Below are 14,952 nucleotides of genomic sequence, written 5' to 3'. Positions count from 1 at the left end.
CAATCTTCCGTTTGCTCCGTAGGCTGACAATCAAGGAGAACTGCATTGACGCCCCCGAAGGACACCGCATTCGCCTATCAAGCGGTCTACCACTACCTCGTCGGCCTGATCGAGGCCGCCAGTGGCACGACTGAGCAGAAACTGCCGTCCCTGCGACAACTGGCCCTGCGCCTCGGTGTTTCAATATCGACAACCAAATACGCCTACGCCTTGCTCGAAGACGAGGGCCGGATTCACGCCAAAGCCAGGTTCGGCTATTTCACCCGATCAATGCCGGCGGCACCTGTAACGGCCAGCTCCGGCAACCTTCTGGACAGCGTCTTCGCCAATGCCCGTCAGCCAGCGATGTTGGCGTTGAGCAGCGATGCCCCGGCCATGCTGCTGTCGCTGCAGCGGCCGTTGTTGCTGATGGAGCGCGAACTGACCCGCCAATATCCGCACACCCACACGCCGCTCTATCAACCGCTCGGCGAGCCTGAATTGCGCGCGGCCCTGGCGGAGCGTTATACCCGTTCCGCGCACAGCCACTGGCAGGCCGAGCAGGTGTATATCGGTGCGGACCTGCGCAGCGTGCTGGAATTGTCACTCAGTGCCTTGAATCTCGGTGGCAGCGTGGCACTGGTGGAGTCGCCTTGCTCATGGGTAATTCTGTGCCAGTTGCAGGCGGCCAATATCCGCGTCATCGAAATGCCCCTCGGCGATGACGGCCGCTTCAGCCTGCCCGCGCTGAACGAATTGCTCACACGCGAACCGGTGCGCCTGGCGGTGCTCTCTTCCACGGTGAATGTTCCCCAAGGCCAGTTGATGCCGGTGCAGGATAAACAGCAGATCTGTGACTGGCTGGCCGAGCGCGATATCTGGTTGTTTGAAAACGATACGTGGGGCGAGTTGAGTTTCTCCGATTCACCCGCGCGCTATAGCGATTTTGCCGACCCGGACAAGCTGCTGGTGTTCTCGACATTCGACAAACTGATTGGCGGCGAAGCGCCGTACGGCTATGTGCTGTGCCGTCAGCCTGCATCGCAACTTCATCGATTATTCATGCAGCGTGGATTTCGCCTCTCACCGGTTAGGCAGAAAGCAATTGCCAGACTCTACAGTTCCAGGCGCATCGACCAACACCTGACCACCCTGCGAGCACTGTTGCGCAAGCGCATGCAACAGCTGCAAACCCTGCTGGAAGAACACGGCAACGGCCAGTGGCAGGTGGTCGTCCCGCAAGGTGGTGCGAGCTTCTGGCTCAAGGCTGTGCGGCCGATCGACATGCAACGGGTGTTCGAGCGCCTGCTGGCCGAACGAATCGTCATCGCCCCCGGCGAAATCTTCAGCCAGCAAGGCGCCTGGAAGCAGTACCTGCGCCTGAGTTACACCCTCGATTGGGACAAGGACATCGGCCACGCGGTGCAACGACTGGCGCAGGCGATCACCGAAGAAAACCGCGTCTACAGTCCATAACAATGCCGTGCTTCAGGAAACCGCCCATGGCGCACATCCTCGGCAAACTGCGCGCACGCTTCGCTGATCACCGCGCCGACATCGGCGTAGCGTTTGACGAAACGCGGCAGATGCTCACCGCTCAGGCCGAGCACATCTTCGGTGACCAGTACCTGGCCGTCGCAGGCCGGTGAGGCGCCAATGCCGATGGTGGGCATTTTCGAGTCCAGCGTGATCTGCCGTGCCACGCCTTCGGCCACACCTTCGAGCAACAGGCTGAAGGCGCCCGCATCGAGATTGGCCCGGGCATCTTCGGCAATCACTGCGCCGGTTTCAGTGGTCAGGCCCTGGGCCTTGAAACCGCCCATGATGTTGACGAATTGCGGCATCAGCCCCACGTGGGCCATCACCGGAATACCTCGTGCCACGAGAAACTCGACAGTAGACGCCAAAGCCTTGTTGGCCTCCAGCTTCACCGCGTCGCAACCGGTACGCGCCAATACCTGAGCGCAATTACGAAAGGCCTGCTCGTGGGATTCCTGATAACTGCCGAACGGCATATCGGCCACCACACAAGCCAGACGCGTGCTATCGACCACCGCCCGCGTGTGACCGATGATTTCTTCGAGCTGCATGCTCAGCGTTGAGGAGCGGCCATAACCGACCATGGCCGTGGAATCGCCGACCAGAATGAAGTCAACGATTGGGTCGATCAGTTTGGCGATACTGCTGGAGTACGCCGTCAGCGAGACGATTTTCTGTTGGCCTTTCATGGCAACCAACTGCGGCACGGTCAGGCGTTTGGTGCGGGTATGCAGGCTCATGGGCAACTCCTTGAGGCAGCCGTCCGCAAACGACAAATGTTGTCGAAATCAACGCAAAAATCTTCCATACAGTGCTCAATTCCAAAGGTTTCGAGCGGTCGATTATTCGCCTGACGTAAAAACATTCAATGCACAGATTTGCGTGAAAAAGCGACCCAGGGGCCCCCGCGTCAGTCTGCCCGGTTGAAATGCCGATAGGCATCGGGATGCTTTATTTCGTCGTTTAACGCAGGATGTGTTGCTCGTGCAGCGCCCGCCACGCCTTTCATCCAGCACGCCGAATTCCTCACGTCCTAAAGGAAAGCTATTCATGGAAGAAGTCATTACTTACCGAACCGCGACCGCCGAAGATGCTCTGGCGATGTGCGAGCTGGGTCAATTGCTCAATTCGGTCCACCACGCCGCCCGCCCCGATATCTACGCCGCCGCGACAGATGATTTTGCCCGCGACTTGCCGCACTGGTCCGGTGTTTTCGAAAAGTCCGGTCAGATCGTCTTCCTCGCCAGCGCCGGCGAACGGCCCGTCGCGTTCATTACCGCCAACCTGTCCGCCAGTTCCGGCCCGTTGATGCAGCCGCAGAATGTGGTGCGTATCGGTTCGGTGTGTGTCGCCGAGCCGTTCTGGGGCAAAGGTATCGGTCGTACGCTGATTCAACGCGTCAAGGACTGGGCCATCGCGCACGATGCGCAGGATTTACGCCTGACGGTATGGCCCTTCAACGAGCGCGCGGTGCGCATGTATGCCGAGTTCGGGTTCGAGACCCGTGCCTTTGAGATGGGTGTGCGTTTGTCAGGAGCGGCCAACTCCGATCATGAATAACCCCGGCAAAATATCAGCATGAACCCTATCGAATGGTCCCATCCTGCCGACAACATCCTGTGTGGACAGCGAGAGGTTTCAACGACGCAAGTCCGTCCCGTATAAAGCTACTTTCAATGACGATTCAAGAGGCTGCACCCATGAGCAATGCCTGGAACGAAGGTTATTTCACCGACGAAGGCTACACCTACAGCTATAGCCGGGAAATCAATCCGGTTTTCCAGCGTTACTGCCTGTTGTTGCGCGGCTTTGCCGGCCTGGACAATCCTGACGGTTATCACTGTGAACTCGGCTTTGGTCAGGGTGTATCGATCAATATCCACGCCACGGCCAACCCCGGCGGTTTTGTCGGTACGGACTTTCACCCCGGTCAGGCGGCCCATGCCATTGAGCTGGCGGAACTCAGCAACAACGGCGCAAGACTTTATGACGACAGCTTCGAGCAACTGCTGGCGCGCGAGGATTTGCCGCAGTTCGACAGCATCAGCCTGCACGGCATCTGGACCTGGGTCAGCCGCGACAACCAGAAACTGATCGTCGAATTCGCCCGGCGCCACCTCAAACCGGGTGGGCATCTGTACGTCAGCTATAACGCTTTCCCGGGCTGGTCGCCTTCAGCGCCGTTGCGCCAATTGTTCAGCCTGCACGACCGCTTCGCCAATCACTCTACGCGGCCGGATCAGCGCATCGATGCCGCGTTGCAGTTTTCCGAAGCGCTGCTGGCGGCCAACCCCAAGTACGCCTTGGCCGCGCCGAGCCTCGGCGCCCGACTGCAGACCATCAAAGGCCAGGACCGCCAATACGTCGCCCACGAATATTTCAATCGCGACTGGAACTGCATGTATTTCGCCGACATGGTTGATGCGCTGGCCCCGGCCAAACTCGATTACGTCACCACAGCGGTGCCGCTGGATTCGGTCGATGCACTCAACCTGAGCGGCGAAGGCCTGGCCTTTCTCGACGGTATCGAGCATCCGGTGATGCGCGAGCAGGCACGCGACTACTTCGTCAACCAGGCTTTCCGCCGCGATCTGTACGTGCGCGGTGCCAACCGACTGAGCGCCACCGAGCGCCGCTCGCGCATGCTCAATACGCGATTTGTCCTGATGCAACCGGCAGAAACCGTGGCGTCCAGCGTTACCGGCCCGGCTGGCGAAGCGTCACTGCAAGCGGAAATTTACGGTCCAGTCCTCAATGCCCTCGCGGGCCAGACGTATGAAGCCAGAACGATGCAGCAGTTGCTCGATGCGGTGTCGCCTATGGCCTATGACGATCTCGAACAGGCCATCGCCATCCTGATCGGCATGGGCGCGGTAGCCCCTTGCCAGAGCGAGGCCGCCGAGGCGCGGGTGTACGAGCGCTGCGCCGCGTTCAACTTGCAACTGTGCAAGCGCGCGCTGTTCAACGCCGACATTCAGGTGTTGAGCAGTCCGGTCACCGGGGGTGGCGTCACGGTCAGCCGCTTCCAGCAACTGTTCCTGATTGCCATCCGCCAAGGCAAACAGCACCCCGCAGAGTGGGCACAACTGGTGTGGAGTGTCATCGCCGAACAAAACGAAGTGTTGCTCAAGGACGGCAAACCGCTGACCACCGCCGAAGCCAACATTGCCGCGCTGACCGAACAGGCCCAGGCATTCGCCGAGCAATCGCTGATCGTGCTGAGTGCTTTGAAAATCGTTTGATCGCAGTGGGTGGTGCGCAGAGGGGCAGGAAATCTTAATCAAACGCCCCGTTGAGCACCTCATAAATCAGGCCGGTTGCCAGCGCCACGAGTATCAGGTCCGTGCCCACCTGCTGCCATTCATAGCCATCGTAATGCGGCAGATGACCGACCAAGCGTCCATCGAGCTTTTTGGCGATACCGGGCGGCAATGGCTTGCCGCGTGCAAGGTTCTTTTGAATCCCCGGTGGCAGCGAAGGACCCGGGCTCCAGTAGTCGCGGTAGCCGCCGACAATCCCGAGCACATTGCCGCGATCGATGCTTGGACCATGACTCCAGTCACCACCGGAGTTGTTGCCCTTGTTGCCGCCATTGCCTTTCTGGTTACCGTGCCCCTGCATGTTCTGCGGGTTGCCCTTGCCATTGCCCTGCCCCTGACCTTTTCCGTTACCGTTACCGGGATCGGCCAGTGCCATCGCCGAACTGAAAACCAGCGCCAGGGAAGAAACCGTTGCAATCAACGTACGTGACTTGATCATGCGGCGAGCCTTCATGGGGGGTTGCTCCTGTGTCAACTTGACGTTACACATCAGCTTAGTTTATTTCGCTTGAGCGCTCGTTGACTTCAGCGGAGCTGCGCGTGACTGACAACCCGCCTGACAGGAGCTGTATCATGGATTTGAAATTCAGCCACATCGACGTACTGGTAAAAGACCTCGAAGAAGCCTGCGCCTACTACGCGGACATCCTTAAGGCGCGGATCTCGACCACGCAGATCTGGGATCGTGGTGGCCTGCATGTGCGCTACGCGGTCGCGTTGATCGGCGAGGAACGCTTCATGCTGGTCCAGCCGCTGGTGGGGAATCTGAAGGAGCTGCTGGATTCAGTGGGTGAAGGCATGATTTACCGCCATTGCTACACGACCCCGGATATCGAGTTGGCCTACGACGAACTGGTCGCCAGCGGCGTTCAGCCGGAAGACGAAAACGGCCAGCCACTGACCCGCGAGAACCTGCAATCACCCTCCGGAACACGCATCATCTGGCTGCCGAAACGCTTCGGGCATTTCTCGATCGAGATTCTTGAGGAGAAGACGCTGGGGGCGTTTATCGAGGCGGCGTTCGCTTCCAAATGAAACTCCTCCGACGCTGATCGATACGTCTACGCTCTCTCCATCGCCACCACGCTTGGAGACTTCGCCATGATCCGTCCGCTACTGGTCGCCCTCGCCCTTCTCGCCCTGAGCTTCCACGCGCAGGCTGACGTGATGCCCTTCCCCACGACCTTCCACACTCAGGACATCAAGGTCGACGGCGCGACGATGCACGTGCGGGTCGGTGGCAAAGGCCCGGCCGTAGTGCTGTTGCATGGTTTTGGTGATACTGGCGATATGTGGGCGCCGCTGGCGGCGGATCTGGCACGTGATCACACCGTGGTGGTGCCGGATCTGCGTGGCATGGGGTTATCGTCGATCTCGGAGGGCGGCTACGACAAGAAGACCCAGGCCGGCGACATTCGGCAGGTGTTGAGCGCGCTGAAGATCGAGCATTCGGTGGTCATCGGGCATGACATCGGCACCATGGTCGCGTTCGCCTATGCCGCGCGCTACCCCGAGCTGACCGAGCGCCTGGTGGTGATGGACGCGCCCGTGCCCGGCATCACCCCGTGGAACGACATCGTTCGTTCGCCGCTGCTCTGGCACTTCGACTTCGGCGGTGCGGACATGGAACGCTTGGTCGCCGGGCGCGAACGCATCTACCTCGATCGCTTCTGGAATGAGTTTGCCGGAGACCCGGCCAAAGTCGATGAAGGCACTCGCCAGCACTACGCCAAGCTATACGCCCGCCCCGGCGCGATGCACGCCGCGTTCGCCCAGTTTCGCAGCATTCGTCAGGACGCCCTCGACAATGCCCCGGTTCTGCAGAAACACTTGAGCATGCCAGTGCTGGCCGTGGGCGGTGAAAAGTCCTTCGGCAACAACGAAGCGATCGTCATGCGCAATGCTGCAGACAACGTGACCGAGGTGGTCATTCCAGCAGCGGGACATTGGTTGATGGAGGAAGCCCCGGTGCCGACCATCAAGGCTGTACGCGACTTTATCGCCATGTGAGGAATTGGCATTGCCTTGGCCCGAGGCTTACGTCAGGATTCGCCCCTTTTCGAGGGCAAAGCGCAAACGTGGAGCTAATGGACCGGACGTCGACCGACGGCGCAGCCATTGATGCATACGTTTACGCCCTTCGCTAACCGATATTCAAACTTGCAGACCGGGTAGAAACATGAATCGCCAAAAGAAACTCAAGCAGTTGTTCAAGGAAAAGGCCAAAAAGGCCAGCGCCAAACTCGCGCCGAAAAAGCCTAAATACATCAGCAAGGCTGATCGGGCGAAACTGGAAGCTGAAGCTGCAGAGCCCGTCGAAACCAGCGAAAGCTGAAATCCCCCTCAGCTACAAAGGCAACGGCCGATCCTGCACCACTCTTTTCATCACCAGCGTCGAGGTCAGCCGCTGCACGCTGGGCAAGGTGGACAGGCTTTCGTCGTACAGGCGCTGGAAGGCTGGCAAATCCTCAGTGATAACGTGCAGCAAGTAATCCGGTTCGCCGAACAGCCTTTGCGCATCGACCACTTGCGCAATGTCCAGCGGCGCCGCTTCGAAGGCCTCGACTGCTCACCGATCACCCTCGCGCAAAGTGACAACGGCTATCGTCCGTACTAACCGTGGCCGGCGCGGTTTACTTGCTGTGGCTGGGCGCCAAAATGCTTGCTCGTCCCTCCCCGCCGCAAGCGGATGCCAGCCAGAGGAACGAGTCATGGGCACGCTGGGCGTTCAAGGGCTGAGGTCCACGTGGTGAACGAGGAAGGCGTGATCGTGCCGGAGGCGATGACGACCGGAGTGTTGCCGGGTGTGCGAGAGCGCGAGCTTTTGAAGCGGATGCTCGCTGAGGTGATTCTGCTAACGGCGTCTAGTGCTGGCCTCAAGACTGCCGACTATGCAACGCGTTGTCAGCGCGCAAATTTTCTGCAATCCAATAGCAACTCATCCAGGAATGGATAGATTTCTGTCAATTCCATCAGAGCCAGCAGTTCTGCGGCAAGCGTTCTGATTGGCATCCACTCGTCATGATCAAATATCAGACGATCATGGCAGCGAAATGCAGCCTCACTAAAGCCTTCGCATCGCTCCGAAATACTTCCCAGCCTCGTTTTTATGTCTTCCGGCAACGCACTGCCACAGATTGAAAGAACCTCTTTAACCGGATTAATCATCCCTGACCAGACCTCACAGGCGGGACAATCCGGGATTGTTCTCTGCTGCGTGTCCGAGACCTGGGCCAGAAATTCAAGGGCCTGAAACACCTCGCAAACCGCGAGAACTCGCGTGTATTCACTTTGGCCATACCATTCCCATACTGTCGCAGAGAACCCCATCATCGAACTCCAAAATCTACTGACTTGTTATCGTCAGTTGGTTTGACTCAATTCTACAAATCACTTTGTGTGAGCGAACGAGTGCAATCGGCTAACAGCAGGAATACTGCAATGAAATGTACGAAACGAGTTTCGCGAGGTTATATAAAAACCCGGATAGACAAAAGCCCGCTTCGACTCGGAAACGATCGCTCTGAGCGGCACATGTCCGAGAATCGCAATCTGCACACAGACCAACGTCAAACGCCTGCATACCCTTTCAAAGCAACAGATACACATTCGGCTCTAGTACCACTTCCGGACAAGACTCAGCCACTGGCTCCCTTATGATCGCCAAAGCTCCGGGAGCACCTGCCCAGTGCAAGTGCTACGGGTTATCCAGGGCGCAGTGGCTGGCATTCACTGCTGAACGTTAATGCCGTACCCGAAGGCGCAAAAGCATTTCGTGCACATGCCCTGATCCCAAGGGGATCGCCAGTAACACCAGCGAGATCGAAAGCCAGTCAAAGAGGCTTGGATACTGGCCGAAGATCGCCATCGAGCTGAAGATCCCGAACACAGGGATCAACAGCGACAACGGTGCCACTCGCGAAATCGGGTATTCGCGCAACAGCAGATTCCAGCCCCAATAGCTGAAGTGCGTCGCGGCATAGACCTGAAACGCCAGCGAAAACACCGTCATCGCATTGAGCTGCGACGGCAGCGCGGTGAACGCTGCCGAGCCATGGAGCAACCACGTCAGCAGCATAAGCGGGATGGGTGGGAACAGGCTGGCCCACACCACAAACGCGAAAATCTCACGCACTTTCGAGACCTTGATCACCACGTTGCCGATGCTCCACGCCAGGGCGCTGCCAATGACCAGTGCCAAACCCGCCACCGATGCGTCTCCGGGGCGACTCAGTACGATGCCCATCAGGCCGGCGGCGGCCAATAAAGTGCCAAGCCATTGCAGCCGTCCCAGACGTTCACCAAAAAAGACCACGCCCCAGGCCAAGGTGAAAAACGCACTGAACTGGATTAGCAACGATGCCGTTCCGGGAGGCACGCCCCAAGCGATACCGAGGTTGATCAACGCCCACATCGCCACGCCGAAAATCAGTCCGTAAGCAGCCAGCCAGTGGAGCGCCACGCGTGGACGTTGGACGAAAAACACCCAGGGCAATGCGGCCAACGTGAAACGCAGTGCGGTCAGCAACAACGGGTCGATAGCGGCCAGTCCGAGTTTGGTCACGGGGAAATTCAATCCCCAGACAGCCGTCACCAGAACGGCGAGTACAAGATGCTTCTTTTGCATGGTCAATCTTTCCCGGCGCCGAGCGGAAGTACTCGGGCGCGAGGAAATATGCCGGCAATCGGGCTGGCCTGCTTTCAGTCGCAGGCCAACTTTCATTAGAATCGGGCCATGCGAGAAATCAGCCGCCATCCTTACCAGAACACCCCGCGCGATGCCGTCGTGACCGCCATTGATTACGCGGACGGCACGCTGTTCCCGCTGCACGATCATCAGCGCGGCCAGTTCGCCTATGCCGCCAGCGGCGTCATTACCGTGTTTACCGACGACGGCAACTGGGTCGTACCGCCGCAACGCGGCATCTGGGTTCCCGCACGACTGCGCCATTCCATGCAAATGCGCGGGCCGGTCACGTTGCACAACACTTACATCCGCCAGCAAGCGGCGCAGCGCCTCGGACTATCGGGGCAATGCCAGGTGCTGGACGTGTCGCCGTTGCTGCGTCATCTGCTGTTGAAAGCCATCGATGTCCCGGCACGCTATTCCACTCAAGGGCATGACGGACATTTGATGGGCTTGCTGCTGCATGAAATCGCCAGCATGCCTGCGCTATCGCTCAATGCGCCGTTGCCGGCAGAGCCTCGATTGGAAATGGCGTGCCGTGCGTTTCTGCAAAAGCCTTCGCTGGACGTCAGTATCGACGACATGGCGCAACGTGCGGGCATGAGTCGACGCACCTTCACCCGACACTTTCGGCTGCACACCGGGATCAGCTATATCGAATGGCGGCAACAAGCTTGCCTGCTTGCGGCGGTTGTCATGCTGGGCAACGGTCAGTCGGTCACACAGGTCGCCATGGACTTGGGATACAGCAGCTCCAGTGCGTTTGCGACGGTGTTCAAGCAAGTGTTGGGGGAAGTGCCGAGTCGCTACTTTTAGCGGCGTCCGTTTTACACGTCAGCCACGCGCCCCAGAACAAACTGCTGAAGAACCGCGTCGCTTCACCAAATCCCGCCTCATGCAACAGCGCCTGAACTGCCGCCTCGGAATGCGGCGGATCGGCGCCTTGCAGAATCTTGCCAAGCTTGGCTTGCACCTCTTGCGCGCTGGCGCCCTGCTGCCGCCAACGCTGCCCCCACGCCTGGAGCAGTAACGGTTGGCTGGCATAGGCGTAATGGTTGCCCGCGACAATCAGCGGCGCGCCCGGTTTGAGACGAGCCTGAATAGATTGCAGGATCTGGCGCTTGGGTTCGTCACCGTTCAGATGGTGGAGCACGCCGATCAATGTTGCCGCGTCGAATGGCGCATCCGCCGGCAAGTCTTCGACATGCCCGATGTGCACCTGCGTTCGGTGCAACAAGTCGTGGGCTCGCAACTGTTCTTTCGCGGTTTCCAGCATCGGCACAGAAGGATCAACCGCGATGAAACGCCACTGCGGTTCCAGCGCCGCCATCGCAATGATTTCCTGCGCCGTACCGCCAGCGCCGACCACCAGTATCCTGGCCGCACGCGAATTGCCGAGGCTGGCCGCCAACATACAGGCCGCCAGATCGTGACAGGCGTCGTAACCGGCCAGGGCGATGCGGCTTTGTCGGGCGTATTCGCTGGCGCGAGAGGTATCAAATTTGGCTGCGGGATTCGGGTTCACGGCGAGGCTCCTTGTCTCTTTGACCTGAAGTTACGCCGTGAACCGGGATAAGAAAAATTCATTAATTTCATATGCTGCATTCCCATGTGGAATACGCCTTGAACGCTCACTCATTAATCGCGTCAATAACAGTCATTAACTCAATGAAGTTCTCTTATAAGGCTCGCGGCGTAAGATCGGCTCCAGACCCAACCACTACACCTCGGAGCACACACTGATGAAACGCCAAGCCCTTTTCAGCATCGCTTTCTCGCTCTTTGCCCTGAACGCTTTTGCCGCTGAACCTGCCACCCAGACTGATCCGCTGTTCAGCGACGCAGTAGCCGCCGCGACGCAGACCGACCCACTGTTCAGCGACGCAGTGGCCGCCGCGACCCAGACCGACCCACTGTTCAGCGACGCAGTGGCCGCCGCCACCGAAACCGATCCGCTGTTCAGCGATGCAATCGCCGAAGGCGGTTCAGACCGTCTTCTCGAACGCCGCGCCGTCTGAATGCAGCGCTTCACCGCAGTCACCGAAGAAAGGCCCGACCTCACCCGTCGGGCTTTTTCCGTCTGGCAGGCTGCATACCTGCCCCGCTCTGCCCGAAAGTTTTCCTCCCCAATCGGCTTGATCACCTAACCTCATAGACTGTGTGATCCACTCGAGCCGCCTCACCCATGCGCAACACATTGAAGTCGTTGTTTTTTGTCGTTTTCATCCTGCTGGTTGGCGGCAGTCCGCCACTGTGGGCAGCCGATTTGCCGGCGCCGGTAACCACCGCTGCCGCGCCGTTGCCGGTGATTTCGCAAAGCGATCTGCAGGCGCTGCAACAACGTCTCGATGGCCTGAAACAACAGATTTCTGCGGCGAACAACTACAACCAGCTCGAAGGGCCGCAGGATCGCGTGCAGGCGTTTATTCTGGATGTCGATCGGTTGTCCACGGCGTTGCTGCCGCAACAGGCACAGTTGGCCGTGCAGTTGGGGGTGTTGGGGGCGGCGCCGGATGCCGAAGTGGCGGCGGAGCAAGCGGATATCATCGCGCAGCGAGCCTCACTGGCCGAGCAGAAGAACAAAGTCGACGGGACACTGAAAAGCCTGGCGGCGTTGAAGCAGAGCGCGGCGGATCTGATTACGCAGATCGCGGGCATCCGCCGCACGTTGCTAGAGAGCGAACTGACGCTGGGCACTGACAGTGTTCTGAGTCCGCGTTTCTGGTCGCCGCTGGTGAGCCCGACCGAGGATGATCGTCAGCGCTTGCGCTTTTTCGTCGCTCAAGTGCGCGACACCTGGGCCACCGTGTGGGCGCCGGGTGAGCGGTTCTACACCAGTGTGTTGGTGTTGCTGGCGCTGATCATCTGGACATTTGGGCGCAGGCTGGCCGAACGGGGTCTGACCTGGGTGTGCATTTACCGCATGCCGGAGGGTCGCCTGCGCCGCAGTGCACTGGCGTTCGCCTCGGCGCTGGCGACCATCGTCACCACCGGCATTGCCTTGCAATTGCTGTTCTATGCCTGCACCCGCCACCAACCCTTGCCGCCGGTGCTGGAAACCTTCTCCGAAGAGTTCGAAAAGGTCGTGTATGCCTGCGTGCTACTCACCGGTTTGAGTCGCGCTTTGCTGTCGACTGAGCATCCCTCGTGGCGCTTGCCGGCGATTGCCGATCAGGTAGCGCTGGCGCTCAAACCTTACCCGCGCATTCTGTCCTGCACGTTACTGGTGCTGGTGACGCTGGTGCAGGTGAGCAATGCCACCGGCATGAGCAGCCAAATCGTAATTGCCGGGCGCGGGGTGATTTCCATCGTTGTGCTGGCAATCGTCACGATCCTGCTGTTGCGCGTCGGAAAAGTGCGCAAGGCGCTGGTCGCGGCCAATGACGCGGCGGCGGCGAACAGCACGTTTGCCGGGGTGATTTACACCCTGGCCAGCGTCTCGATGTTTGTCTCGGCGATTGCCCTGCTCGCCGGCTATGTATCGCTGGCACGGTTCATCAGCTATGAGCTGGTGTGGGCGTACATTGTCCTGTCAGGTTTTTACCTGCTGATCCAGTTGATCAAGGACGTCTGCGAGCACGTGTTTTCACCCCGGCACGCGAGCGGCAAAGCGCTCAAACAGTTACTGGGTATCGGTGACCGGCGGCTCGATCAGATCTCGATTCTGCTGTCCGGTTTCAGTCGTGCCGCGTTGTTGCTGCTGGCCGTCATCGCCCTGTTTGTCGGCGGCATCGGCACCACGCTCGGACAACTGGCGAGCAACATCATGGCGATCCTCGGCGGCGCCGGCTTACGCAAGCTGAACATCGTCCCCGGCCATCTGCTCAATGCCGTGCTGGCGCTGATGATCGGCATCTGGCTGATCCGCGCCCTGCGCCGCTGGCTCGACAATGAGTTTCTGCCCAAGACCGACATGGATCCGGGCATGTGCGCTTCGCTGAGCACGCTGTTTTCCAACATCGGTTATGCGTTCGTGATTCTACTGACGCTGTCGTCACTGGGCGTGCAGTGGACCAACCTGGCGTGGATCGTCAGTGCGCTGTCGGTGGGCATCGGCTTTGGTTTGCAGGAGATCGTCAAGAATTTCGTTTCGGGCCTGATTCTGTTGACTGAACGGCCGGTGAAGGTCGGCGACTTGATCAGCATCAGTGGCGTTGAAGGCGATATCCGTCGCATCAATGTGCGCGCCACGGAAATCCAGCTCAGCGACCGCTCGATCGTCATTGTGCCTAACTCGCAATTGATCTCGCAGAACCTGCGCAACGTGACATTGGGCGGCAGCGCGCAAGGCGTGGCGTCGCTGGAGTTGGTGTTCCCGCTGGACATTGATCCTGAAGAGGTCAAAGACCTGTTGCTCAACACTTACCGGGAGAACGAAACCATCCTCGATAAACCGGCACCGTTCGTGCGCTTCAGCAAGTTGTCGCCGGACGGGATTACTTTGACGGTCACAGGATATGTGGGCAGCCCGAGGATTGTCGGGGTGACCAAAAGTGATTTGCTGTTTGAAATTCTCAAGCGGCTGGGTGCAGCAGAGATTGCGTTGGCGAAACCACCGGCGAGTGAGTAATGAGTCGGTGAGGCTCTGGCATGGAATATTTTCGCTGTCTGAAAAATCGCTTTCGCGAACAGGCTCGCTCCGACATTTTTTGCGTGGTGAAGGGTTATTCCGGAAGCGCCTAAATGCCTGCTTTTTAGGTCTTTATTGGCGGTCAGACAGCAACCTTATACTCGAGCGGTTTACTCAATACTCAATAAGGATGTTCCATGCCTCAACGTCTTTTACTGGCGGCCTTGTTCCTCGCCGTCGCCGGTTGTGCCAGCCCTCCTCCTGCGTCCGTTCACACCCATGATCCCGCCAGTTCGACCCTGCAAGGCGATGCCTCGCGGCCGGCGCAGGCGCAGTGGATTCGCACCGAGTTGTACTTTTCGGTGGGTTCGATTGATGGCAATGACGGTGCGGTGAGCCCGGCGCGCTGGCGTGAGTTTCTTGATCAGGAAGTCACGTCACGCTTTCCTGATGGTTTCAGTGTGTTGGATGCTTATGGGCAGTGGCGGGATAAGGGCGCGAAGGAGCCTGAGCGCCTGAGTACCAAGGTGATTGTGATCTTGCATGAGAACAGTGCGAAGAATGTGGGCAACATTGAAGCGATTCGTTTGGCTTACAAGCGTATTACGGGGGACTTGTCGGTGCTGCGGTTGTCGCAGCCGGCGGAGGTGTCCTTCTAGAAGTAGAAGCCCCTCACCCTAGCCCTCTCCCAGAGGGAGAGGGAACCGATCCGGGGATATTGAAGAATTACGCCGACCTGAACGTGCTTCACTGAATCCGTAATCGATTTCGACCTGTATTTGCCTCACTGAATCCATAATCGATTTCGACCTGTATTTGCCTCACTGAATCCATAATCGACCTCGACCTGTATTTGC

The 14,952-nt window shown here is 58.8% G+C and carries 15 protein-coding genes and 1 pseudogene; 10 read left to right on the top strand and 6 right to left on the bottom strand.

The window, feature by feature from the left end; all coding sequences use genetic code 11:
* The first annotated feature begins 45 nt into the window (after positions 1 to 45).
* The gene (locus M5G26_RS13190; protein ID WP_273915651.1) at positions 46 to 1,455 is read left to right on the top strand and encodes an aminotransferase-like domain-containing protein; all 1,410 of its coding nucleotides are present in this window, start codon (positions 46 to 48) and stop codon (positions 1,453 to 1,455) included.
* On the opposite strand, the gene panB is transcribed toward M5G26_RS13190, so the two are convergent.
* Positions 1,443 to 2,258, bottom strand: a complete 816-nt coding sequence (gene panB / locus M5G26_RS13185) for a 3-methyl-2-oxobutanoate hydroxymethyltransferase (RefSeq protein ID WP_273915650.1) — start codon at positions 2,256 to 2,258, stop codon at positions 1,443 to 1,445. The genes M5G26_RS13190 and panB overlap by 13 nt on opposite strands.
* Positions 2,259 to 2,568: 310 nt before the next feature.
* On the opposite strand from panB, the gene M5G26_RS13180 reads away from it, so the two are divergent.
* Together M5G26_RS13180 and M5G26_RS13175 are read left to right on the top strand one after the other, a co-directional pair.
* Positions 2,569 to 3,078, top strand: coding sequence for a GNAT family N-acetyltransferase (locus M5G26_RS13180; RefSeq protein WP_273915648.1), 510 nt, complete (start codon positions 2,569 to 2,571; stop codon positions 3,076 to 3,078).
* Positions 3,079 to 3,218: 140 nt separating this feature from the next.
* Complete coding sequence (locus M5G26_RS13175; protein WP_273915646.1) at positions 3,219 to 4,760, top strand: class I SAM-dependent methyltransferase; 1,542 nt, start codon at positions 3,219 to 3,221, stop codon at positions 4,758 to 4,760.
* Between the two features lie 34 nt (positions 4,761 to 4,794).
* On the opposite strand, the gene M5G26_RS13170 is transcribed toward M5G26_RS13175, so the two are convergent.
* A complete protein-coding gene (locus M5G26_RS13170) occupies positions 4,795 to 5,277 on the bottom strand; it encodes an anti-virulence regulator CigR family protein (protein ID WP_273915708.1) in 483 nt (160 codons plus the stop codon).
* A gap of 134 nt (positions 5,278 to 5,411) precedes the next feature.
* Between M5G26_RS13170 and M5G26_RS13165 the strand changes: the two genes are divergently transcribed.
* The 3 genes from M5G26_RS13165 (at position 5,412) to M5G26_RS13155 (ending at position 7,173) form a co-directional block, all read left to right on the top strand.
* Positions 5,412 to 5,873 (top strand): VOC family protein, encoded by a 462-nt coding sequence (locus tag M5G26_RS13165; RefSeq protein ID WP_273915645.1) that lies wholly within the window; start codon positions 5,412 to 5,414, stop codon positions 5,871 to 5,873.
* 66 nt (positions 5,874 to 5,939) lie between these two features.
* A complete protein-coding gene (locus tag M5G26_RS13160) occupies positions 5,940 to 6,848 on the top strand; it encodes an alpha/beta fold hydrolase (RefSeq protein ID WP_273915644.1) in 909 nt (302 codons plus the stop codon).
* Positions 6,849 to 7,017: 169 nt separating this feature from the next.
* Entirely contained in the window at positions 7,018 to 7,173 is a 156-nt protein-coding gene (locus M5G26_RS13155) for a DUF2986 domain-containing protein (protein WP_077572520.1), read from the top strand.
* A gap of 12 nt (positions 7,174 to 7,185) precedes the next feature.
* On the opposite strand, the pseudogene M5G26_RS13150 reads toward M5G26_RS13155, so the two are convergent.
* From M5G26_RS13150 to M5G26_RS13135, 3 genes and pseudogenes are all read right to left on the bottom strand, one after another.
* Positions 7,186 to 7,431, bottom strand: a pseudogene (locus M5G26_RS13150) (Lrp/AsnC ligand binding domain-containing protein); the annotation flags it as partial.
* A 311-nt stretch (positions 7,432 to 7,742) separates the two neighbouring features.
* The gene (locus tag M5G26_RS13140; RefSeq protein ID WP_273915642.1) at positions 7,743 to 8,168 is read right to left on the bottom strand and encodes a hypothetical protein; all 426 of its coding nucleotides are present in this window, start codon (positions 8,166 to 8,168) and stop codon (positions 7,743 to 7,745) included.
* Between the two features lie 412 nt (positions 8,169 to 8,580).
* The gene (locus tag M5G26_RS13135; protein ID WP_273915641.1) at positions 8,581 to 9,465 is read right to left on the bottom strand and encodes an EamA family transporter; all 885 of its coding nucleotides are present in this window, start codon (positions 9,463 to 9,465) and stop codon (positions 8,581 to 8,583) included.
* 108 nt (positions 9,466 to 9,573) lie between these two features.
* On the opposite strand from M5G26_RS13135, the gene M5G26_RS13130 reads away from it, so the two are divergent.
* The gene (locus tag M5G26_RS13130; RefSeq protein ID WP_273915640.1) at positions 9,574 to 10,341 is read left to right on the top strand and encodes an AraC family transcriptional regulator; all 768 of its coding nucleotides are present in this window, start codon (positions 9,574 to 9,576) and stop codon (positions 10,339 to 10,341) included.
* On the opposite strand, the gene M5G26_RS13125 is transcribed toward M5G26_RS13130, so the two are convergent.
* Complete coding sequence (locus M5G26_RS13125) at positions 10,301 to 11,050, bottom strand: class I SAM-dependent methyltransferase (protein ID WP_273915639.1); 750 nt, start codon at positions 11,048 to 11,050, stop codon at positions 10,301 to 10,303. The genes M5G26_RS13130 and M5G26_RS13125 overlap by 41 nt on opposite strands.
* 217 nt (positions 11,051 to 11,267) lie before the next feature.
* Here M5G26_RS13125 and M5G26_RS13120 point away from each other — a divergent pair, with 217 nt between their 5' ends.
* The 3 genes from M5G26_RS13120 (at position 11,268) to M5G26_RS13110 (ending at position 14,754) form a co-directional block, all read left to right on the top strand.
* Positions 11,268 to 11,543 (top strand): hypothetical protein, encoded by a 276-nt coding sequence (locus M5G26_RS13120; protein WP_273915637.1) that lies wholly within the window; start codon positions 11,268 to 11,270, stop codon positions 11,541 to 11,543.
* 167 nt (positions 11,544 to 11,710) lie between these two features.
* Positions 11,711 to 14,095, top strand: a complete 2,385-nt coding sequence (locus tag M5G26_RS13115; RefSeq protein WP_273915636.1) for a DUF3772 domain-containing protein — start codon at positions 11,711 to 11,713, stop codon at positions 14,093 to 14,095.
* 197 nt (positions 14,096 to 14,292) lie between these two features.
* Positions 14,293 to 14,754 carry a DUF3574 domain-containing protein gene (locus M5G26_RS13110; protein ID WP_273915635.1) on the top strand — a complete coding sequence of 154 codons (462 nt, stop codon included), beginning with the start codon at positions 14,293 to 14,295 and terminating at the stop codon, positions 14,752 to 14,754.
* Positions 14,755 to 14,952 lie beyond the last annotated feature (198 nt).

Origin of the sequence: Pseudomonas sp. TNT2022 ID642 (assembly GCF_028656995.1) — a bacterium.
In the GTDB taxonomy this organism is placed as follows: domain Bacteria; phylum Pseudomonadota; class Gammaproteobacteria; order Pseudomonadales; family Pseudomonadaceae; genus Aquipseudomonas.
The sequence above is the reverse complement of the archived record's forward strand: the minus strand, read 5'-3'. Positions and strand labels throughout refer to the sequence as shown.